This is a genomic window from Streptomyces africanus (assembly GCF_002150735.1).
GTDB classification, from domain to species: Bacteria; Actinomycetota; Actinomycetes; order Streptomycetales; family Streptomycetaceae; genus Streptomyces; species Streptomyces africanus.
In genome coordinates this window covers 1-20,384 of the sequence record NZ_MUKA01000058.1, presented here as the reverse complement: position 1 = coordinate 20,384, position 20,384 = coordinate 1, and the positions used below count along the sequence as shown (strand labels likewise).

The following is a 20,384-nucleotide window of genomic DNA, read 5'->3' as shown; positions in this document are numbered from 1 at the left end:
GTCGTACCGTGCCGGGCCGGAGGTGGTCACACAATGGCCAAGCACCGAACAACCATCGGTGTCGCAGCGGCAGGAGCGGCCGGCACGGTCGTCTCCCTGCTGGGCGGCGCCCCTGCCTCGGCCGCGAGTTGGTCGACCTGGGACAAGGTCGCCAAGTGCGAGAGCGGCGGCAACTGGAGCATCAACACCGGGAACGGGTACTACGGCGGACTCCAGTTCAGCCAGTCCACATGGGCCAGCTTCGGCGGTACCCGCTACGCCGCGAGAGCAGACCTCGCGGCCAAGGCGCAGCAGATCGCCGTGGCGGAGAAGGTACTTGCCGTCCAGGGCCCCGGCGCCTGGCCCGTGTGCGGCGCCCGTGCAGGCCTCGCCCGGGGCGGCCCGGCGCCGGGGCCGGAGTCACAGGCACCCGCGACGGCCCGCAAGGCCCCGGCGGCGCAGCCCCGGATGGCCGGTACGAGCGTCTCAACGCGAGCTGTGTCCTACGCCCGCGCGCAGCTCGGCAAGCCGTACGCCTACGGCGCCACAGGCCCCGACTCCTACGACTGCTCCGGGCTCACGATGGCCGCATGGCGGGCCGCCGGCGTCTCCATCCCGCGCACCTCACACGCGCAGTGGTCCGGACTCGCCCGGGTGCCCGCCTCGGCCGTGCAACCGGGCGACCTCGTCGTCTACAACGGCGCCGGCCACGTGGCCATCTACGTCGGCGACGGCCAGATCATCGAGGCGCCGCGCCCCGGCAAAGTCGTGCAGACCGCACCGTGGCGGTCCGGCTGGTACGCCTCGAACTTCGTCGGCGTCGTCCGGCCGTCCGGAGCGTCGGTGGCCGTGCAGCGCACCGAGCCGCAGAGGGAGCAGGCCGCGCCCGCCGACCGCAGCGGGTCCCGGCCCGTCGTCCGCGACGGCGACGTGAAGGTCCCGGCTGCCGGACGCCACACCGTCCGCCCCGGGGACACCCTGTCGGAGATCGCCGAGGAGCACGGCTTCAGCGACTGGCGCGTGCTGTACGCGGCCAACAGGGACAAGGTCCACGAGCCGGACCTCATCTTCCCGGGACAGGTGCTCCGCATTCCCAACGCGGCGTAGACGCCCCACAGGCTGCCTCGCGGGCAGGCCTCAAGGACCGGAGCGGGGACCGCCTTACCCCGCAGCCCGCCGCGCGGAGCCCGTGCCGCCCAGCAGCAGGCACGGGCTCCGTCGTGCTCCGGGAACCGCGCGCCGCCGCGCAGCCGACAATGACCCTCATGGTGGATCGGATGCTGAGCCGCGCGGCGGCCGAGAAGCTGCTGATGCACGCGCGGTTGGTGACCGAGCCGCGCTGGACTCCGCTGCCCCACCAGGTCCCGCCAGATGGCGACTGGTACGGCTGGCTGCTCCTCGCCGGCCGTGGTGCGGGGAAGACGGACGCCTGCGCGCGGTACGTCCACGAGCACGTCATGGGCCCGCCGTGCCTGCCCGGCCCGATCCCGCACTGGATAGGCATCATCGCGCCGACCCTCGGCGACGCGGCGACGTCCTGCTACGCCGGACCGTCGGGCCTTCGGGTGCACAGCCCCGAGGCCGTGATGCGCACCGTCCAGGGCGGCACGGTCATCCGGTGGCCGAACGGCTCCGAGGCGAAGATCTTCGGCGCGCACAGCCCCGAGGACGTCGAGCGTTTGCGCTCCGGCGGTAACCGCTGCCTCTCGTGGCTGGAGGAATTGGCCGCCTGGCGTTACCTCGACCAGACCTGGGACCAGATGCGGTTCGGTCTTCGCACCGGGCCGCGTCCGCACTGGATAGCCTCCACCACCCCGAAGCCCCGGACCCTGATCAAGAAACTCGCGGCCGGCGAGATAGCCAACGTGGTGCGCACCCGGGCGTCCATGTACGACAACCCGCACCTACCGGAGGACATCCGCAACGCGCTGGAGGACGCCTACGCGGGCACGCAGATCGGCCGCCAGGAACTCCACGCCGAGATCATCGACGCCGACGAGAACGCGTTGTGGACCCGGCCGATGATCGACGAGCACCGGCTGCGCCCGAGCGACCTGCCGCCCCTCATGCGCACGTCCGTCGGCGTGGACCCCTCGGGCGGTCGGGGCGAGCAGGGAATCGTGGTGGTGGGCAAGGCGATGCAGGAGCACCTGCGCGTGGTGAACGGCCGGGAGCGTCCGGCGATGCTCGCCCACGGCTACGTCCTCGCCGACCGCACGTGCCACCTCTCCCCGGACGGCTGGGGCCGCCGGGCCGTGCAGGCGGCCGTCGACTACGAGGCGGACGACATCTGCTGTGAGGTGAACTTCGGTGGGGACATGGCCGTCAACACGATCCGCGCCGCCGCCGACGCCATGGGCGTCAACATCCCCATCAAGGTCGTGCGCGCGACGCGGGGGAAGAAGGTCCGCGCGGAGCCGGTCAGCGCGTTGTCTGAGCAAGGCCGTTGGCACATGGTCGGGGAGTTCGCGGAGCTGGAGGACCAGATGTGCACCTGGTACGACGAGCTGGACTGGAGTCCTGACCGGCTGGACGCGATGGTGTGGCCGGCCTGGCACCAGCGGATCGTGAAGCCGACGGTGACCGGCACGACCTCGTCCAAGGGCCTGGCATCGGCGGCGCGCACGATCGGATGAGTCGGCGAATCCGGCGGCCTGCCCTACCCTGCCCGGACCTATCTCGGGAGGGACGCCGTGCAGCATCTCCGCCGCTGGGGCGCGGTCTACATCCTCGTCCTGCTGTTCGCCGGCTCGTGGGCCGGACAGCTCGTCGCCATGCAGCCGAAGATCGACCAAGAGGGGTGGTCGGAGTTCTGGTCGGCCACGTTCGAGAACTGGCAGTCGGAATGGTTGCAGCTCGTGTTCCAGGCCATCCTGCTGCTCGGGGCGAAGCACATCATGTTCAAGGCCGACGCCCGGGACCTGGAGCGCATCGAGTCCAAGCTGGACCGCGCGCTGGCCCGCCCTGACCAGACGAGTCGGTGAATCAGAGGATCTGCCCTACTCTGCCCCGGGATTGATCCCCAAGGAGGCAATCATGGGCAAGGTGTTCGGCAGGGAGCCGGCCGCGTGGCTGGCAGCCGTCGGAGCGCTGTGGCAGCTCCTCAGCGCGTTCGGCCTCGGGTTCGACCCGCAGCTCCAGTCCATCGTCACGGCCATCGTCGCGGCCGTGCTCGGCGTCATCGTCGCCGTCCAGGTCGGCGACGGCATCATCGCGGCACTGAACGGCCTCGTGGTCGCGGGAGTGTCGCTCACGAGCTACTTCGCGTTCGAGTGGGACTCCGAGACGCAGGCCAAGGTCGTCGGCGCCGTCATGCTGCTCATCGCCTGGTTCGTGACCCGGCCGAACGTTGCCGCGCCGCAGCCGCCCGAGGTCTCCCCTCCGGGCCGTCTCGTCGCTTGACGCAACCGGGCCACCAGGCGCAACGTCCTCCTTTGAGGCGGGGCGCTCGGCCTGGTGGCCACCTCCAACCGTCGCCCGACAGGGCGTCCCGTCCACAGACCATGGAGCCCTGACCGTGCCCGTCTGGCTGCTCATCGCCTGCATGATCCTCGCCAACTACCGTGCGTCCCGCCTCGCCGTGCGCGACGATTTCCCGCCCGTGCTGTGGCTACGCGACCGGCTCGCCGGCGGATGGCGCCCGCTGACCACGCGGGAGCTGGAGCGACACCCTGAGGTCGGCGACCTCGGCACTGACACCGCGACGCACCACATCCGCCTCGGCACCGTGATGCGCATCGACGGCCGGATGAACCGCTACGTGCGCCGGGCCAAGTGGTCGCCGTACTGGCTGGCGGAGCTGGTGAGTTGTCCGTGGTGCGTGTCCGGATGGCTGGCCGCCGCACTCACAGCCGCCGTGGACCTCACCGTCGGCGTACCGGCGCCGTTCCTCGTCTGGGGCGCGGTGTGGGCTGCCTCGGCCCTGCTCGCCTCGCGCGAGTGGGCCTGACCGAAACGGCCTCGGCCCCACTGCGCCGGCCGGTAGCGTGTCACGCGTGAACGTGACGAGGAACCCTGACGGAAGCCACACCCCGCCGTACGACCCCAACTGGCCGCCCCACCTGGAGGTTCAGTGGTCCGCTGGCGTTGCTGCCTGTGAGACCGGTCTGAATATCCACATCATCGACCTGGGCGACGACAAGTACGCGGTGCACGTCGGCGGCAGCGGTCAGAGCCCGATGGACCGGGCGAGCGTGTACGCCTTCCTTGACGGGGTCGTCGCCGGTGCGCGGGAGGCCCGGCGGTGATCCTCGTTGTCAGTGCCTCGCGGTAGCTTCCCGACATGACCGACACCACCACGTCGCTCCCGGTCTACGAGCGCCGGGACGTCCCCGAGCAGCACCGGCACCTGCGCACCATGACGGAGCTGAAGAAGGACCGGATGAAGCCGGCCGACGGACAGGAACCCGTGGCCCTGCTGCGGGTGTACCGGCGCGGGCACGGCTGGGGCGAGTTCCCGTTGTACGACCCGGCCGGGGCGGTGAAGATGCGCCCGCTGTCCGCGAAGCAGAGGCAGGCCATGGAGGCCCGGCGCACGTGCCCGGAGTGCCGGGAGGTGCGCGGGTACGTCGTCTACACCCGGTGCTCCGAGTGCCGCGCGCGAGCGCAGCAGGAAGCGCAGGACCGACAGGCACGGACCTGTGAGCGGTGCAGGCGCGAGGCCGGGGCCGCACTGCCGAAGGACGTGCACGGATGGCCCGCGTGCGACCACTGCCGGATCCGCTATGCGATCTGCAAGCAGCTCGCCGACGAGCGGGAGATCGTGTGGCGGCGTACCTGCCCGGGGCACCCCGGCAGCGACTGCACGGTGCAGACCGCGACGGACGATGAGGTCAACGAGGCGCGGGCCGCCGGGACCTGGCTCGGTCCCCGGAGGTGCCCACCGTGCGACGAGGCTTACGACCGTTGGTACGAGGCCCAGCGCCACGAGGCTGTGGAGAACGAGCGCCGCGCTGAGGAGGCCCGGCGCCGGGAGGTCGCCGAGCTGTCCGCGTGGGCGTGGGACGTTCTCGCTGACCCGGGCGCGGTCGTCCTGGACACGGAGACCACCGGCCTGCACGACGAGGCGCGCATCGTCAACCTGGCCGTGCTGACCGTCGGCGGGGACGTCCTCGTGGACACGCTGCTCGACCCGGGCGAGCCGATTCCCGCCGAGGCGACGGACGTCCACGGCATCGCCGACGCGGACGTGCGGGGGCAGCCCCGGTTCGGCGACGTCCTCGTGCAGCTCACCGGCGCGCTGGTCAACCGTCGGTGCCTGATCTACAACCGGGCGTTCGACGTTGGACGGCTGCGGCACGAGCTGACGCTGCACTACCGCGCAGTGGGCCACGACGACCCGGCCGCGTCCGTCGCCGCGTGGCTGGAGTCGATGCGGTTCGAGGACGCGATGGTGCCGTACTCCGACTGGGTGGGGGAGTGGTCCGACTATCACGGTGACTACCGCTGGCAGCCGCTGTACGGCGGGGACCACCGGGCCTCGTCGGACTGCCGCGCGGTGGTCGACCGGCTGCGGGAGATGGCGGCCGGAGTGACCGCGTCGGTATGATCCGGCCCCACAGCCGAAGCCCCGGGCCCCGTGGTCCGGGGCTTCTCCGCGTCACAGGAACCGGTCCACCAGGCCTTCGTAGACGTGGACGGCCGCCGCCGCGTGCTCGCGCTTGAGGGCCTCGTCGTCCCGTCGTCGGATGTACCGCATGGTCGTAGCGATGTGGCTGTGATCGGCGAACCGCCTGATGTCGTCGGGCTTCACGCCCTGGTCGTACATGTGCGTCAGCTTGCTCGCGCGCAGCACGTGCGGGGTGAGGTCCCGGCCGGGAAGGACGCCGGCCGCGCGGCCGAGGCGGTTCAGCAGCCGGTCCACCGCGTGCCGGTCCATCGGCCGGTCGTCGTCGTCCAGGAGCAGCGGCCCGGACTCCCGATCACCCCAGCAGCGGGCGCCCAGCTCGCACAGCAGCGGCGGCAGCGTGAACTTCCGGCCCTTGCCGCCCTTGCGGGTCAGGTCCAGCTTGCACTCCCCGCCGGTGGAGTCCATGTGGTGCTTGCCTGCCGCGCAGCACTCCGATACCCGGCCGGCCAGGGTGTAGATGAGCACCGGGACGAGGGCCTGCCGGGGTGTCTGCGCCTGCGCGACGACGGCCTGGAATTCCGGCACCTCCAGGATCGGCGTCATGGCCGACTCGTCGTGCGGGTCGATCACAGGCCGGTCGTGCTTGGTGATCGGGTTGAGGATCTCCGCCCGGGTGCGGAACTTGGTGTACTCGATCAGCGAAGTCAGCGACGACGCCAGGCGGTTGACCCGCCGGGGCCCGAGCCCGAGGTCATCGGTCCACGCGCGCCACGCCGGGATGACGTCGGAGGTGATCGCCCCGAGGTACCACGGTTCCGTGCCCACCAGCTCCCGGCCGGCGCGGGCCCAGTGGCGGACGTCGTCGGCGTACTCCCGCCGGGTGCCGTCACTCAGCCGCTCGGAGGACAGCCACCCCACGACGTGCTCGAACGTCTGCGCCTCGCACAGCTCGTGCAGCAGGTCCAACCGGTGGACGCGCGGCCCGAGCCGGCGTGTCTTCGGGTCGCGAGGCGCGACCGTGCCCAGCCGCTCGCGCAGACGGGTCACCGCGCGCAGTGTCGGGTCGTCGGTGGCGAGGGTGGTGGAGCCGACCGCCGTCATGATCGTCACATCGCTGACCCTACCCGGAGGCCCCGTCAGCCGTGCTCAAAACACACGTTTTGAGCCTCCCCAGGAGCGATTCTGCGGGAACCGGGTTCCGTGGCACTCTGCGGGTTGTCCGCTCGCCGAGCCTATGATTTAATTAAGTCATCGGGACGGGAGTCCCGGCGACCAAGGAATGAGGGATCGCAGATGACCCGACGTGAGATGTCTAAGACGGAGCGAGCGGCCCGCGACGCGATGGCGCCCTACGTCCGTAACGGACTCATCAGCCAGGCCACCGCCAACAAGACGATCCGCGACGGACTCGGCCTGGTCGAGACGACCGTCCGCAGCAACTACTCGTCGGACCAGGCGTTCTACTACGCGGGCAAGATCGCCGAGGCGCGTGAGAAGCACGAAGCCGCGACCGGCTTCATGGGCCGCGTGATGGCCGCTGGACGGCTCATGATCTGCGAGATGTACGCGGCCGTCTACGCCGTGGTGCGCGAGGAGCGCGGCGACACGGACGTCCCGATGGACCAGGCCGTGGAGACCATGACCACCGTCCGCGACACGGCACGCGAGGTCCGCGAGGCTTACCGCGTCACCATAGAGCACCACCACCCCAACGGCGGCATGATCGGAGCCGGTACGCGCAAGGTGGAAGCAGCGGACAAGGACGAGGCCGCGCGCATCGCGGTCGCCGAGAAGATCGCTGCCGCCCAAGCCAAGAACGCCAAGGCCCGCGCGGAGATGGCGCGCACAGGCCAGACCTGGCCACTCGACTCCGAAGACCCGAAGGACTACGTCGTTCAGAGCGTCCGCAAGGCTCCGAAGCGCCGAGCCGTCGCCGTCTGACCCGCTGCCCAGCCCCGGGACACCACGTCCCGGGGCTTCGCCGTACCGACCAAGGAACGAGGAAGAGATGGGACGCACTGACGCCGACAGGATGCGCAGCCGGGCCACGCTGCGCATGTTCAGCCTCGCCCGAGGCAAGGACGACCTGCGGACCGTGGCTGGTGTGGAGCAGCGCACCGACATGGACGATGCGCGCATAGCTCTGTGCGTCGCCCGGGGCGTGGACCTGGACGACATCAACCCGAGCAGCGGCCACGACATGAGCCGCCGGGCCTACGAGTCCAGCCGGACGTCCTGGGTCGACCACATCGCGATGTTCGGCTACAGCGAGTTCTACGACGGGCCGCACCTGGCTAAGGCCCTGGATAGTTGGACCGCGTGGAACCCGGAGTACACCGACGGCGACGACTGGCTGAAGGCCGGGCGGGAAGCGCACTACGCCCGTCAGGCTGACCTCGGACGGCCGTGCGACCGGTTCTCGTGCGACCTGCACAGCGACACGGACGTCCCGATGGGCCAAGCCGTGAGGGCCAGGGAGATTGTCCCCGAGGCGGTCCCCGAGGCTGCCCTATGAGCGGGTTGACCCGGCACGGAAAGTGCATCACGTACACGGACGAGTCTGGCGACGGCATCGAGATCAGCGCCGCGCGGGACAAGGACGGGCGCCCGGCCGTCGATATGACTCCGGTGATGGACGCGGGCGGTGAACTCGTGCGCGTGGCCCTGGAGGACGTAGAGGACTTCCTTGCGGCCGTGCGGGAGAAGGCCGCCGAAGCCCAAGCGGAGTACGGGGCTTGACCTCAGACACGACGAAGCCCCGGGACTCCACCACAGGTCCCGGGGCTTCGTCGTGCTCGGCGCGTTACACCGTCCAGTGCCGCCCGCCTACCGGGCCGAAGGCTCCGACGTAGGCCTGGTGGGCGTAGTCGCCAGGCTGCCAGCGGGTGCCCGCCTCGCCGGCGATGAACCGATGACCGGTCCGTTTCATCACATCGTGTACCTGCGGGAACTGGCGTTCCACCAGCATCGCGGACAGCTCCACCGCCACCGGGGCCGCGAGCGCCGCCGCCCGCTCGTCGCCGGTCGCCTCGTGCACGGCCGCGCGCACGGCCAGTACGCGGACGGCGTCGGCCATGCTCCCAGCGACGGCCGGCAGATCCGGGTCGGCCGTCCAGGCCGCGTGAATCTCCGCCGCGCGGTCGGCGATCTCGACAGTGGCGGGCAGAGCGATGGTGGCGGCCATGCGGTCCTCCGTGGTCAAGCGCGTGTGTGATTTATCGAATTCATGGGGATACCCATGTGAGGCTTCCTACAGGAAGTGTCCCTCCTGTAGGAAGTTAGAGCAGCGGTCCGGTACCGTCAACCGCATCCGATAGGAAGACCCGAGGAGACCCCGATGGCTGGCACTGTGAAGCGCATGGTCGACTACCTGAAAGCACGTATTGACCTGGGAACTCTGAAGCCGGGCGACCGGCTGCCGCCCACCTCGGCTCTGGAGAAGCAGTTCATGATCAGCGACAACGCCGTCTATCGCGGCATCGCGTTGCTGAAAGCCGAGGGCTACGTGACGTCCCAGCAGGGGCGGGGCGTCTTCGTCGCCGACCGGCGCCGGCTCATCGCGGGCGAGAAGCGCATCGCGGGCATCACGCAGGCTGGCGAGACGATCCACCACCTGCGCAGCGAGCGCGTACAGGCCCCGGATTGGGTCGCGGATCATCTCGGGGAGGACGAGTGCGTGAACCGCGTTCGCACCGTGAATCGCGGGGACGAGGTCGTCCAGGCATCGCAGTCGTGGGTGCGCATCGCTGTTGCCGACGTCGTGCCGGAGATCGACGAGCCCCAGGCCTGCGATCCCACATGGCAGGCCCTCTACCAGGACCGTTCCGGCAACCCGGTCAAGGTGGCCTCCAAGACCGTGGACGTCCGCACCACGACACTGGAGGAGCGGGAGGCGTTCGGCCTGGACGCCGACCGCGACGTGCTGGTGATGCGGAGCGTCTACGTGACAGGCAATACGGTGATCGGTGTCGGCGAGAGCGCGTACGCGCCCGGCCACCCTCTCGTCCTTACCTGAGCGTTTTGACCGCCATCTTAGGCCCCGGAGTTCGATGCTCCGGGGCCTTCGTGATGTCGGGCAGGGCTACAGAGTCGGATGGGGCGCCCCTCGCGGTCTCCTCGAAATGGCTGGTCAGCGACCTGCCGCAGCCTCCGAGATGTTGCCAGAATGGAACCCGGCGTAGGCCGACCATAGACCAGTGACCAGAGACCGAGGAACCACATGCTGACGATCGACGGCCACGGTGCAGTCGGGCTGAACTACGCGATCGGGTGACCTTGGAGCCGCAGGCCCAGGCACCTTCGGAGTTACCCCGCTCGTCCGCCCAACCTGGCGCCTGTCCGGCGCTAGGCTCACACCCGACGCCCGAAGGATCCCTCCATGACCGCCGCATCTACCCCGTTCGCGCTTCTCACCGAGGTGCCGACGCCTCCCGCCGACCGTACGCCGCCGTTCTCCTACGACCGGCTCCGCCAGCTCAACGTGATCACCAGCGGAGAGGCCGTGGTGGACGTCGCCGACGTCCAGGCCACGACGATGACCCACAACAGCAAGGGATTCAAGAAGGACGACGACTTCGCCCATGCCCCGCACGCGCTGTTCGGGCCGACGATGACCCACAACTCCACGGGACTCAAGAAGGACGACGACTGACCATGCCTCATCCACCCACAGTGCTCGTCGTCACTGCACCCGACGACTTGAGTGCCGACCTCGTGATACGGCAGATCCAGGAACGCGGGGTCGACATCCACCGCATCGACCCGGCCGACCTCGCGCGACCGGGCCTGTTGAGGATGACCGGCTTCTCGGACGACGAACCCTTGAGGTTCAGGATCGAGGATGAGCACCGCACCACGCTCTCGCAGTCGGTCGTGTCCGTCTTCTGGTGGCACCCGAACCTCCCCGGTAGTTGGGCGGAGGGGGAGTCCAGGACCATCCTGGAGGACTTCCTTTACGGTCTCGATGACGTGCTGTGGGTCAACCACCCGCGCCGGGCCCAAGCGGCCCGGCCGGGACCCCGGCAACTGAAGTTAGCGGCGTCGCTGGGCTTCCGGACCCCGTCGGCGCTGTACACCAACGACCCCGTCCAGGCTGCCGCGTTCGCCAGGGAGCAGGACGGCCAGGTGGTGTGCAAGACGCTCCTCGCGCACCCCGACCGGTTCGTCCAGGCGCGGCTGGTGACTGCCGAGGAGATCGGGGCGGCGGAGGACAGCGTGCGTCAGACCGTCTGTTACTTCCAGAAGCTGGTGGACAAGGCGTACGACGTCCGTCTGACCGTGGTCGGGGACAGGGCGTTCCCGTGCAAGGTCACGTCCAACGACGCACTGGACTGGCGGGCTGCACCAGAGAAAGACCTGACTTTCGAGGCTGTGGGCATCAGCCTGCCCCTGAACCAGAAGGTCCAGAAACTCATGCGTGAGCTGGGCCTGGAGTACGCGGCGCTGGACTTCGCCGTCGACCACAACGGCACGTGGTGGTTCCTGGAAGCCAACCCGGCAGGCCAGTTCGGTTTCGTGGAGACCGCCACCGGCATGGTCATCTCACGGGCCATCTCCGACCACCTCGTCCAGACCGCTCTGGCGACTCACGTCTACACCCCCGGCGGCGGCCACCGCGCTTCTTCCGGGACGGCGTGGCGCCGCGCGGCCGACGGCTGAGCAGCATCGCTACCCTCACCGGGCCCCGGAGCGTGATGCTCCGGGGCCTTCGTGTGTGAGTAGGCGGAATCAACCTTTCGACGTACAGTGCCCCGCGTTCATCCGACTTCCTCGGGTCAGGGTGCACAGGGATGCGTGAGCCCCGCCGGTGTGGTGGCCAGCGGGGCTCACGCGCGAACGGCTGCTGAGGGGAGACGCGGATGCCCCGGGAATGGCTGCTCCGCCAGAACAGCGAGCTGCGCCGCGAGGACATCTACAACTGGTCTCTGCCCGCGTGGGCGGGCCGGCTGCCCGACGGCCGGACGTACAACACGTGCCCCTCGGCCAGCTCCTGCGCCAAGTTGTGTTACGCCAGGTCAGGGACCTACCGCTTCTCCGGCGTCCTCGCCGCGCACGAGCGCAACCTCACGATGATCCTGGACGACCTGCGCGGCTGGGAGTGGAGGATGGAGTCGGAGCTGAACCACCCGCGCTACCGGGGCTGCCACGTCCGCATCCACGACAGCGGGGACTTCCTCAGCCGTGAGTACCTGGATGCCTGGCTGCGCATCATCCGCGTGGTGCCCGCCGCGACCTTCTACGCGTACACCAAGGAAGTCGCGCTGTTCAAGGAGCTGGTGGAACCGGACCCGCCGGTGAACTTCCATTGGTGCTACTCCCTCGGCGGCAAGCAGGATCACCTCGTCGACCGCGAACACGACCGGCACGCCGACGTCTTCACCGACGAGGAGGCAATGAAGGCCGCCGGCTACACCTCGCAAGAGGAGTCCGACCTGCTGGCCATCTACGGCCCTCCCAAGGTCGGCATCCCCGCCAACAACATCCGCCACTTGCGCAAGCGTCAGGGCTTGGCCAGCTTCGGCGAGTTGCAAGAGCAGCGCGACAACCGGCGGCGCGGCCCCGGCAAGCAGTACCACCCTGGCCGCCCGTAGCCGGTATGCCGTGAAAACGGTCATTCGGATGATCGCGGCTACCATGCCCCCGATCCGAGCCGGGGAGGGCTGTATGCCGTGGTACGACGTGTTCCGGGGGCGCGTGGCCCAGGGGCCTGCTCCGCTGCCGCAGACACCACCCGAAGCGCTGACGGCCGCCGCCGCTGAGCCGCCCGGCCCAGAGACCAAGTTCCTGCGCCAGACCGAGAAGTGGCAGGCCGAGGTCTGGCGCTTCCACGACACTCTCGGCGAGTTCAACTACGGCGTGGGCTGGCTGGCGAACATGCTGTCCCGGGTGCGTCTGCGCGCAGCCCGGCTCCAGCCGGACACCGACGAGCCCGAGATTGTCACCAGCGGCACCGCTGCCGACCTCATGATGCTGTTCGGCGGGGGCGTCGCCGGCCAGTCGCAGATCATGAGGCGGCTCACGGTCCAGCTCTCCCTCCCGGGCGAGGGCTACCTGGTCGGTGAGCAGGACGGAAAACGGGAGCGCTGGCAGGTCCGCTCGGTGGACGAGATCCGCGTGCAGTCGGGCAAGTACCAGGTGATGGATGAGGAGAGCGCCGTCACCGGCCAGGACTGGCGCGACCTCGCCCCGGAGCACCACGTCGTCCGTGTCTGGCGGCCCCATGACCGCTACTTCCACATGGCCGACTCCCCGGCCCGCAGCGCCCGGGAGGTCATGCGGGAGCTGGAGTTGGTCAACCGGAAGATCGCAGCCGAGTACCTGTCCCGCCTCGCCTCCGCCGGCCTCCTGCTGCTGCCTGACGAGCTGTCGTTCCCGGTGCGCGAGGAGTTCGAGGAGGAGGACAACCCCCTGATGGCGGAGTGGATCGCCATTGCGGCCGCCGCCATCGAGAACCCCGGTACGGCTTCCGCCGTAGTGCCCATCCCGCTGGTCGGCCCGGCCGAGGCGATCGAGAAGGTCAAGCACGTCGACTTCACCCTCAAGATCGACGACAAGGTCATCGAACGGCGGGACAGCGCGATCAAGCGCCTCGCCACCAAGCTGGACATGCCGGCCGAGATCCTCCTGGGCATGGGCGACGTGAACCACTGGGGCGCCTGGCAGTTGGAGGAATCCGGGCTCAAGACGCACATCGCCCCCATCGCCGAGCTGATCTGCGACGCCCTCACGCGCGGCTACCTCCAGCCCCGGTTGGAAGCCTCCGGCGAAGACCCGGAGGCGTGGGTCGTCTGGTACGACATGAGCGAACTGGCCCTGAGCCCGGACCGCAGCGGCAACGCGACCCTGGCGTACGACCGGCTGGAGATATCCGGCGCGGCGTACCGCCGGGAGCTGGGGTTCGACGAGGACGACAAGCCCAGCGATGAGGAGCTGAAGGTTCAGGCTCTGAAGGTCATCATCAAGACCCTGCCGTCCGGCGCCGCCTCCGCCCTCGCGCAGCTCATCGGCGAGGACGTCCCGCAGATCGTCCCGGTCTCCCCGCAGGACCCTGGCACCGCCGAAGCCGTGCAGCAAGGCGACACCCCGCCGCCCGAGGGGTCACAGTCTGCCGAGGGAGCCGCGCCGGCGAGGTCGGCCCCGGGCGAGGAACCCCCGCCGGCGACGCAGGACCAGACCGGACCGCCCGAGCCGCAGCGCGCCACGGCGGAACGGGCGCAGCGCCTCGTTCAGCAGGCCCGAACCCAGCACATGCTCCGGGTCGGAGCGGCCGGCCGGTGGGACCTGCTCCACCCGGCCCTGTGCGGAGAACACGAGTATTCATGCCCGTTCACGCACGCGGTCGCCACGGCGGCTCCGTCCGTACGGCCGGGAGGCAGCGGGACGTACCTGTGCCACCTGGACGCCTTCGGTCGGCTGGTGCTCGACGGCCGCAGCCCCTACGCGGACACCACGGCCATGATCTCCACGTCGCTGGTGCCGAGGGCGGTGAACGGCCATGCCCCCGCGCACTGACCACCAGCACCCGCCGGTCCTGACGGCCGCCGCCGACGGCTCGCACACGCAGGGCTGCATGATCGCCCTCATGCCGACGGCCGAGGACGCTGAACGCCTCGCGATACCCGGCGGCGAGCCGGCTGACGAGCTGCACTGCACGCTGCGCTATCTGGGCAAGACCGACGCGCACGACTCCGACGCGCGTGCGGCCCTGGTGGAAGAGATGCGGATGCTCAGCCAGGATCTGCCGTCGATCACGTCCAAGGTGTTCGGGGCGGCGCACTGGAACGGCGACGGTGATGAACCGTCCTGGGTGTGGTCCGTGGGCGACATGCCCGACGGCGTGTCCCTGGAGGCCGCCCACGAGATGGCCGAGGAAGCCGTGTGGGCCACGGCCCTGGACGTCCCTGATCCGCACACACCCTGGGTCGCCCATATCTGCGCGGCGTACAGCGGTGATCCGTCGTTCCTCCCCGAGTTGGAGCAGCGCCTGGGGCCCGTGACGTTCGACCGGATCCGGGTCAGCTTCGGCGACGAGGACCACGACATCCCGTTGACCGGCGAGGCAGTGACAGCCGCCGCCGGGCCGCTGCGCCGGGAGCCGACCGAGCTGGAGGTGGCCTCGCGCGCCGACTTCGCCTCGGTGCACCGCGAGTGGGAGACCGCGACAAACCGGGCGGTGCAGACGCTCGCGTCCACGACGGCCGCATGGCGCCTGGACCTGCGTCAGCAGATCACCCGGGACCTCGCTGACGACGACCTGGACTCGCTGCTGGAGCTCTCCCTGGACCGGCAGGCCGCCGCCGGGACGCTGCTCAGCCTCATGGAGGAGTTCGCGGTCAAGGCGGGCCGAGCCTGCCAGCGCGAAGCCGAAGCGCAGGGCGTGCGGGTGCCGGACTGGTCGCTGCCCGACGACGAGGACGACGCTGTGACAGCGGCGCTCGCCGGCCGGCGCCTGCTGGCCTCCGTCGCGGAACTCACCAGCGACCTGATGTCCGGCGCGCTGCTGACGGCTGCCAAGCGCAAGCTGTCCGGGCTGCTGCGCTCGAACCGGCCTCCCGCACAGATAGCCGCCGAGGTCGACCGCGAACTGGCCACGGTGGATGGCACCAGTGTGCGAGCCGCCGTGGGCCAGGCGATGACGGCCGCGCAGAACGCCGGGCGCAACGCGGTGATGGACGCCGCACCGCCCGCGTCCAGCTACGTCGCCTCGGAGATCCTGGACGGCCGCACGTGCGAGCCGTGCAAGGGCGTCGACGGCCGCACATTCACCACGCTGGACGCTGCCGTGGCGGAGTACCCGGTGATGGGTTACCGGGACTGCACCGGCGCCCGGTACGGCAACGCCTGCCGGGGCTTCATCGTCGCCGTCTGGCAAGAGGTCCGCAGGTCCGCAACCACGGCAAGCGCAGACCCGGCAAAGGAGGACGACGCCATGCCCTGGCACAAGGTCCACGGACACTCGGAATGCCCGAACGACAAGCCCTGGGCGGTGGTGAAGGACTCCGACGGAGAGGTGTCCGGCTGCCACGCGAACGAGAGCGACGCCGACGATCAACTGGCCGCGCTGTACGCGGCGGAGGGAGACCAGACCGTGACGAGCGCGACCGAGACGAACGAGGCCCTGAGCAAGGGCGAGCCGAACCCCGGCACGCCGAAGGACAAGCGGCTCAAGGAGAACCAGGCTGCGGCCGAGGAGAAGCAGTGCCCGCCCGGCATGGAGCTGGACGAGGACAGCGGCGAGTGCGTGCCGATCCCTGAGCAGGCGGCCGGGAGCACTCAGGCGCTGCGCGGCGAACACGGCCCGGAAACCCTGGCGCACGGCGCGGCGGCCGACGCCGAGAAGGTGGCGGGTCCGCCGGTCAGTGAGATGGGTGCTGGGGAGACCGCGCCGTGGCGTGGCCCGCTCACCGTGGAGGGCATCGAGACCGGGGACGGCCGCGAGTTCAAGCCCGAGGCGCTCACCTGGGCTGACCTGCCGCTGCCGCTGCGCTGGAACAAGGAGGACAGCCACGGCGGTGAGCCGCACACCGTGGCAGTCAACGTCGGCCGCATCGACAAGGTGTGGCGCGAGGACGGCGGCCTGGTCATGGGTGAGGGGGTGCTGGACCTGTCCACCGAGGACGGTCGCACCGTTCACGGCAAGATCAAAGGCCAGTTCCTGCGCGGCGTGTCCGTGGATGTCGACTCCATCAAGGACGCCGACATGGAGTTGGTGTGGCCCGCCGACCCGGACGCCGACGGCGAGGGCCCTGACCCGTTCGACATGCTGTTCGCGAGCCCGGAGAAGGTGGTGTTCAACAAGGGCCGCATCCGCGCGGCGACGCTCGTAGACATCCCCGCGTTCGCGGAGGCGTACATCGCACTGCTCGACGAGGAGGGCGCGGTCGTCGCGGGCGGCGAGCCCATCGGCGCGGTACGTGAGACGCGGGTCCCGAGGGCTCGCACCTTGACGGTGGACGCCCCGCTGCGCCCGCCGGCCGGATGGTTCTCCAACCCGGGCCTGTCGGTCCCCACCGGGATCACCGTCACCCCGGAGGGCCGGGTGTACGGGCACGCCGCGCTGTGGGGCACGTGCCACATCGGGCAGGAGGGCGTCTGCGTCACCCCGCCGCACGAGGAGGCCCACCCCTACTTCATGACCGGCAACGTGTGGACGGAGGACGGCGCGTCCGTCGGCGTCGGCCAGATCACCGTTGGTACCGGGCACGCACCGCTGTCCTACGGCTACCGCGCGGCGGCCGACCACTACGACAACACCGGCGCCGCCGTGGCGGACGTCGCCGTGGGCAACGACGCGCACGGCATCTGGGTCGCCGGGTCGATCCGTCACGGCACGCCCGAGTCGCGCATCCACGAGCTGCGCGCGGCCGGCCAGGTCTCCGGCGACTGGCGCCGCATCGGCGGCAACCTGCGCCTGGTAGGCCTGCTCGCCGTGAACGTGCCGGGTTTCCCGGTACCCAAGTTGAAGACGCATCTGACGTCCGGCCAGCAGCTCGCCCTCGTCGCGGCGGGTATTCCGCAGCTCTCCGAGGGCCTTAGCGAAGACGAACTGGACCAGTGGGCCTACCGCCGCGTCCTCACCGCCCTGTCCCGCAAAGTCCACGGAGAGGAGTGATCGACATGTGCGGCTGTAACAAGCAGCCCCCGCCCCCGCCGCCACCCCCGGCGCCGATCGGCGGCTGACCAGCACCGACGGCCGGATCGTCAGAGCCTGTGTGGCTTTTGGCGATTCGGCCGTTCGTGTGTACCTTGCCCGCCGACTTGATCTCGGCCACTCCCACGGAGGTTTCAGTGCCGGAGCCGGAGCTTTTCACCGCACCTGACGACCTCTCCCTGGTGGGCGAGGCGGAGCTGCGCGAGCTGGAGACCAACGCCGTCGCGGAGTTCGACCGCGTCTCGGGTCTTCAGCACATCACCCCCGAACACATCACCTACAGCGAGCGCCTGACGCGCGACCTGGACCGCATCCGCGCCGAGCTGCGCGTGCGCGCGGTCCGCGCGGAGGAGGAGCAGGCCACCGCCCAGCAGGAGGCGACCCGGCGCATGGCGCTGCTGCGCCAGTCCGTGCACGTCGGTGAGGACGGCGCAGCCGGTGACGGGGGCGAGGGCACCGTCCCCGTCACCACCGCCGGCGGACGGGTTGACCTCGCCGCGCTGACCGAGGCCACTGCCAAGGGCGTCGCTTCCATCCTGTTCGGCGAGCAGGGGCCCGAGGCTGTCCGCAAGCGTGTGGCCTCCCTGTCCCAGGTGCGCGAGCACGCCCCGCAGGCCAAGGCCCCGGGTACGGCGACTGTCGCCATCACCGCGTCGGTGGACATCCCCGGCGTCGGCGCCGGGCAGAGCCTGCCGACGCTGGAGGCCCTGAGCGAGGCCTTCCGCTCCAAGGCGAAGGCCGTGCCGACCACGCAGTACGGCGACCGGGGCGCCCCGCGTCACCTCGTCGCCTCACTGCGCAACCAGTTCGAGCACACGGTGGACGACCGCACCTCCGCCTCCACGGTGGAGGAGCTGTGGCACTCCATGACGCAGCAGCGCGGCCAGGCGGACGCTCTGCTCGCCGGAGGTGGCTGGTGCGCTCCGAGCGAGGTCACCTACGACTTCTTCAACATCGCCGACACTCCGGTGGGCTTGATCGACCTGCCGACCGTCGGCGTCTCCCGTGGCGGCATCCGCTACCCGGTGTCCCCGTCCATCGGTGAGGTGTTCTTCCAGAACGCCGGCTCCAACCCGGCGAGCGGCTTCGGCGGCTTCGGCGTGACGTTCTCCAACGCCTCCGACCCGTGGCTGTGGACCGAGGCCGACGACATCGCCACCGTCACCGGCTCGGTGAACAAGCCCACGCTGAGGGTTCCGTGCCCGACGTTCGACGAGACGCGGCTTGAGGCATACGGCATCTCGCTGACCGCCGGTAACCTGACCGACGACGCGTACCCCGAGGCCACGGCCAACTTCATCCGGCTGCTGCGTGCCGCCTACGCGCACGTCATCAACGCCCGGCTGATCTCCCTCATGGTCGCCCGGTCGACGTCGGCGATCGCCGTCGGCGGCACCTCCCCGGCGACGCAGACGATCCTCAACAGCGTTGAGCTGGCGGCGATCGACTACCGCTCCAAGTTCGCCATGCGCGAGGACGCGGTCCTGGAGATCGTCCTGCCGCGCTGGACCCTCGCCGTCATCCGGGCGGACCTCGCCTGGCGGACTTCGGTGGAGCGCGAGAGCGTCTCGGACGCGCAGATCACCGCGTGGTTCACCGATCGGGCCGTACGCCCGCAGTTCGTCTCCGACTGGCAGGTGCGCGGCACGGGCCAGTTCGGCCGGACGTCCGCGAACATGACGGCCTGGCCGACCAGCGTCGACATGATGATGTACGCCGCCGGCACCTTCCTGCACGGCAACGGGCTCCAGCTCGACCTGGGCGTCATCCGCGACAGCGCACTGAACGCGGAGAACGACCACACGGCCCTGTGGGCCGAGGAGGCGCACCTGGTCGCCAAGGTGGGCCACGAGTCCCGCCTGTACCGGGCGTCCTTCAACGTCAACGGTGCGGGCACGGCCGGTATTGCCGCAGCCGCGCAGATCTGATCCGCCGGTGAACGAGCAGGACGTGAAGGGAGCGTGACCGCGTGGCCGGTATCCGGGGCATAGTCGACGGGCCGGACTTCGTCGCGCTCCCCAACGCCCTGTGGGACGCGGCACAGCACCCGGCCCAGCCGGGCCCGCACTGGCAGCAGGGCGTGACCTGGACGGACTGGTGCGGCGGAGCGCAGACGACCTACGCGGACGAGTGCATCGCCGTCACCGGCACGGACGGGGCCGTCCCGGCCGCGCCGCCGCTGGAACCCACGGCGAGCGGTGTGGACCGGGGCGCGACCGCGTTCACGGTGTACGCCGCGTTCGACTGCTCGCTGATCGGTCTGCCGGACGTGGACCAGGCGGCCGAGGCCCTCGCCCGCAGCGAGGCATTCCAGGTCAGTCGGGCGTTCTGGACCGGGCAAGCTGGCGGACAGACCACCGTGTGGCCGCACCTGGCCGCCGACGATCCGCTGGACGACCCGCAGGGCATCCGGCTCCAGACCGGCGCCGACACCGTGCTGGCGGCGACTGACGACGCCGCCGTGGCGATCGGCCGCCTGGACGGGGCGCTCGCCGAGCAGTACGGCGGCCTCGGCGCGGTGCACGTGCCGGTGGCTGCCCTGGCCACTCTGAAAGCCCGGAGCCTGGTCCGCGAGGACGACGGAGTGCTGCGGACTCCCGGCGGGAACCTGATCGTCGCGGCGGCCGGGTACACCGGGACGGGTCCCGACGGCGCGGTCCCGCCGTCGGGGTCTGCGTGGATCTATGCCACCGGCGCCCTGTTCGGCTACCGCTCGGACGTGGCGGTGCGGGACTTCCCGGGCACGTTCGACCGGTCCACCAACACCGTCCGCAAGCAGGCATCCCGCACGTACCTGTTCGGCTGGGAGTGCGCGCATCTCGCAGCCTTGATGACTCTCGGCGTACCCAGTTAGGGGTGAACAGTGGTAGCAACCGTGGCCTCGGCCGCCACCGCGATCAAGGGCACACACGCCCGCATCGTGCGCGTGGACGCCTGCGGCAATCCGGTCACCGGCACCGGATCCCTGGTCGTCGTGACCAAGGGCTTTGTGCAGGTGCAAATGGAGCCGCAGTATGAGGACGGTGAGGAGTTCTTCGAGAGGACGGCGGACGGCACACCGTGCGTGAACCAGAAGGACGACCCCGTCCTCAAGCGAATGCAGCTGACCATCGACTTCTGTGAGATCAACACGACCGGCGTGGCCTACCTCGCGAGCGCACGGGAGCTGACCGTCAACGGTGCCGG

The 20,384-nt window shown here is 70.2% G+C and carries 21 protein-coding genes; 19 read left to right on the top strand and 2 right to left on the bottom strand.

Annotated elements, in window-relative coordinates:
* Positions 1-33: 33 nt before the first annotated feature.
* The 7 genes from CCL05_RS47135 to CCL05_RS08480 all read left to right on the top strand — a co-directional run bounded on the left by CCL05_RS47135 (position 34) and on the right by CCL05_RS08480 (position 5,527).
* Entirely contained in the window at positions 34-1,086 is a 1,053-nt protein-coding gene (locus CCL05_RS47135) for a transglycosylase family protein (RefSeq protein WP_107400439.1), read from the top strand.
* Positions 1,087-1,244: 158 nt separating this feature from the next.
* A complete protein-coding gene (locus CCL05_RS08505; RefSeq protein ID WP_158102427.1) occupies positions 1,245-2,615 on the top strand; it encodes a terminase large subunit domain-containing protein in 1,371 nt (456 codons plus the stop codon).
* A 57-nt stretch (positions 2,616-2,672) separates the two neighbouring features.
* Positions 2,673-2,963 (top strand): hypothetical protein, encoded by a 291-nt coding sequence (locus CCL05_RS08500; protein WP_086559882.1) that lies wholly within the window; start codon positions 2,673-2,675, stop codon positions 2,961-2,963.
* A 52-nt stretch (positions 2,964-3,015) separates the two neighbouring features.
* A complete protein-coding gene (locus CCL05_RS08495; RefSeq protein ID WP_086559881.1) occupies positions 3,016-3,381 on the top strand; it encodes a hypothetical protein in 366 nt (121 codons plus the stop codon).
* 115 nt (positions 3,382-3,496) lie between these two features.
* Positions 3,497-3,928 (top strand): DUF1360 domain-containing protein, encoded by a 432-nt coding sequence (locus tag CCL05_RS08490; RefSeq protein WP_086559880.1) that lies wholly within the window; start codon positions 3,497-3,499, stop codon positions 3,926-3,928.
* A gap of 46 nt (positions 3,929-3,974) precedes the next feature.
* Entirely contained in the window at positions 3,975-4,226 is a 252-nt protein-coding gene (locus CCL05_RS08485; protein WP_086559879.1) for a hypothetical protein, read from the top strand.
* A 35-nt stretch (positions 4,227-4,261) separates the two neighbouring features.
* Positions 4,262-5,527, top strand: coding sequence for a 3'-5' exonuclease (locus CCL05_RS08480; protein WP_086559878.1), 1,266 nt, complete (start codon positions 4,262-4,264; stop codon positions 5,525-5,527).
* 51 nt (positions 5,528-5,578) lie between these two features.
* On the opposite strand, the gene CCL05_RS08475 is transcribed toward CCL05_RS08480, so the two are convergent.
* On the bottom strand, positions 5,579-6,649 hold the full coding sequence (locus CCL05_RS08475) for a tyrosine-type recombinase/integrase (RefSeq protein WP_244204216.1): 1,071 nt from the start codon (positions 6,647-6,649) through the stop codon (positions 5,579-5,581).
* A gap of 192 nt (positions 6,650-6,841) precedes the next feature.
* Here CCL05_RS08475 and CCL05_RS08470 point away from each other — a divergent pair, with 192 nt between their 5' ends.
* The 3 genes from CCL05_RS08470 (at position 6,842) to CCL05_RS08460 (ending at position 8,287) form a co-directional block, all read left to right on the top strand.
* Positions 6,842-7,489, top strand: a complete 648-nt coding sequence (locus CCL05_RS08470) for a hypothetical protein (protein ID WP_143589838.1) — start codon at positions 6,842-6,844, stop codon at positions 7,487-7,489.
* Between the two features lie 67 nt (positions 7,490-7,556).
* Positions 7,557-8,063, top strand: a complete 507-nt coding sequence (locus CCL05_RS08465) for a hypothetical protein (protein ID WP_086559875.1) — start codon at positions 7,557-7,559, stop codon at positions 8,061-8,063.
* Complete coding sequence (locus CCL05_RS08460; protein ID WP_086559874.1) at positions 8,060-8,287, top strand: hypothetical protein; 228 nt, start codon at positions 8,060-8,062, stop codon at positions 8,285-8,287. The genes CCL05_RS08465 and CCL05_RS08460 overlap by 4 nt, the downstream gene beginning before the upstream one ends.
* A gap of 64 nt (positions 8,288-8,351) precedes the next feature.
* On the opposite strand, the gene CCL05_RS08455 is transcribed toward CCL05_RS08460, so the two are convergent.
* On the bottom strand, positions 8,352-8,732 hold the full coding sequence (locus CCL05_RS08455; RefSeq protein ID WP_086559873.1) for a hypothetical protein: 381 nt from the start codon (positions 8,730-8,732) through the stop codon (positions 8,352-8,354).
* Positions 8,733-8,885: 153 nt separating this feature from the next.
* Here CCL05_RS08455 and CCL05_RS08450 point away from each other — a divergent pair, with 153 nt between their 5' ends.
* From CCL05_RS08450 to CCL05_RS08410, 9 genes are all read left to right on the top strand, one after another.
* Entirely contained in the window at positions 8,886-9,563 is a 678-nt protein-coding gene (locus tag CCL05_RS08450) for a GntR family transcriptional regulator (RefSeq protein WP_086559872.1), read from the top strand.
* A 363-nt stretch (positions 9,564-9,926) separates the two neighbouring features.
* A complete protein-coding gene (locus CCL05_RS08445) occupies positions 9,927-10,199 on the top strand; it encodes a hypothetical protein (RefSeq protein ID WP_086559871.1) in 273 nt (90 codons plus the stop codon).
* Between the two features lie 2 nt (positions 10,200-10,201).
* Positions 10,202-11,206 carry an MvdC/MvdD family ATP grasp protein gene (locus CCL05_RS08440; protein WP_143589837.1) on the top strand — a complete coding sequence of 335 codons (1,005 nt, stop codon included), beginning with the start codon at positions 10,202-10,204 and terminating at the stop codon, positions 11,204-11,206.
* A 200-nt stretch (positions 11,207-11,406) separates the two neighbouring features.
* The gene (locus tag CCL05_RS08435) at positions 11,407-12,138 is read left to right on the top strand and encodes a GP88 family protein (protein WP_086559869.1); all 732 of its coding nucleotides are present in this window, start codon (positions 11,407-11,409) and stop codon (positions 12,136-12,138) included.
* Positions 12,139-12,211: 73 nt separating this feature from the next.
* On the top strand, positions 12,212-14,059 hold the full coding sequence (locus tag CCL05_RS08430; RefSeq protein ID WP_086559868.1) for a phage portal protein: 1,848 nt from the start codon (positions 12,212-12,214) through the stop codon (positions 14,057-14,059).
* On the top strand, positions 14,043-17,159 hold the full coding sequence (locus tag CCL05_RS08425) for a hypothetical protein (RefSeq protein WP_086559867.1): 3,117 nt from the start codon (positions 14,043-14,045) through the stop codon (positions 17,157-17,159). Before CCL05_RS08430 ends, CCL05_RS08425 begins: the two co-directional genes overlap by 17 nt.
* 176 nt (positions 17,160-17,335) lie before the next feature.
* Entirely contained in the window at positions 17,336-19,126 is a 1,791-nt protein-coding gene (locus CCL05_RS08420) for a major capsid protein (RefSeq protein ID WP_086559866.1), read from the top strand.
* A gap of 41 nt (positions 19,127-19,167) precedes the next feature.
* Positions 19,168-20,052 carry a hypothetical protein gene (locus CCL05_RS08415; RefSeq protein ID WP_086559865.1) on the top strand — a complete coding sequence of 295 codons (885 nt, stop codon included), beginning with the start codon at positions 19,168-19,170 and terminating at the stop codon, positions 20,050-20,052.
* A gap of 21 nt (positions 20,053-20,073) precedes the next feature.
* Positions 20,074-20,384 (top strand): hypothetical protein (locus CCL05_RS08410; protein WP_425275901.1); only part of this gene is annotated, 311 nt, incomplete at its 3' end.

Excerpts from the sequence above, each read along its gene's own strand:
- CCL05_RS47135 (WP_107400439.1), top strand. The coding sequence starts at position 34 with ATGGCCAAGCACCGAACAACCATCGGTGTCGCAGCGGCAGGAGCGGCC.
- CCL05_RS08505 (WP_158102427.1), top strand. The coding sequence starts at position 1,245 with ATGGTGGATCGGATGCTGAGCCGCGCGGCGGCCGAGAAGCTGCTGATG.
- CCL05_RS08495 (WP_086559881.1), top strand. The coding sequence starts at position 3,016 with ATGGGCAAGGTGTTCGGCAGGGAGCCGGCCGCGTGGCTGGCAGCCGTC.
- CCL05_RS08480 (WP_086559878.1), top strand. The coding sequence starts at position 4,262 with ATGACCGACACCACCACGTCGCTCCCGGTCTACGAGCGCCGGGACGTC.
- CCL05_RS08475 (WP_244204216.1), bottom strand. The coding sequence starts at position 6,649 with ATGACGGCGGTCGGCTCCACCACCCTCGCCACCGACGACCCGACACTG.
- CCL05_RS08470 (WP_143589838.1), top strand. The coding sequence starts at position 6,842 with ATGACCCGACGTGAGATGTCTAAGACGGAGCGAGCGGCCCGCGACGCG.
- CCL05_RS08465 (WP_086559875.1), top strand. The coding sequence starts at position 7,557 with ATGGGACGCACTGACGCCGACAGGATGCGCAGCCGGGCCACGCTGCGC.
- CCL05_RS08460 (WP_086559874.1), top strand. The coding sequence starts at position 8,060 with ATGAGCGGGTTGACCCGGCACGGAAAGTGCATCACGTACACGGACGAG.
- CCL05_RS08455 (WP_086559873.1), bottom strand. The coding sequence starts at position 8,732 with ATGGCCGCCACCATCGCTCTGCCCGCCACTGTCGAGATCGCCGACCGC.
- CCL05_RS08450 (WP_086559872.1), top strand. The coding sequence starts at position 8,886 with ATGGCTGGCACTGTGAAGCGCATGGTCGACTACCTGAAAGCACGTATT.
- CCL05_RS08445 (WP_086559871.1), top strand. The coding sequence starts at position 9,927 with ATGACCGCCGCATCTACCCCGTTCGCGCTTCTCACCGAGGTGCCGACG.
- CCL05_RS08440 (WP_143589837.1), top strand. The coding sequence starts at position 10,202 with ATGCCTCATCCACCCACAGTGCTCGTCGTCACTGCACCCGACGACTTG.
- CCL05_RS08435 (WP_086559869.1), top strand. The coding sequence starts at position 11,407 with ATGCCCCGGGAATGGCTGCTCCGCCAGAACAGCGAGCTGCGCCGCGAG.
- CCL05_RS08430 (WP_086559868.1), top strand. The coding sequence starts at position 12,212 with ATGCCGTGGTACGACGTGTTCCGGGGGCGCGTGGCCCAGGGGCCTGCT.
- CCL05_RS08425 (WP_086559867.1), top strand. The coding sequence starts at position 14,043 with ATGCCCCCGCGCACTGACCACCAGCACCCGCCGGTCCTGACGGCCGCC.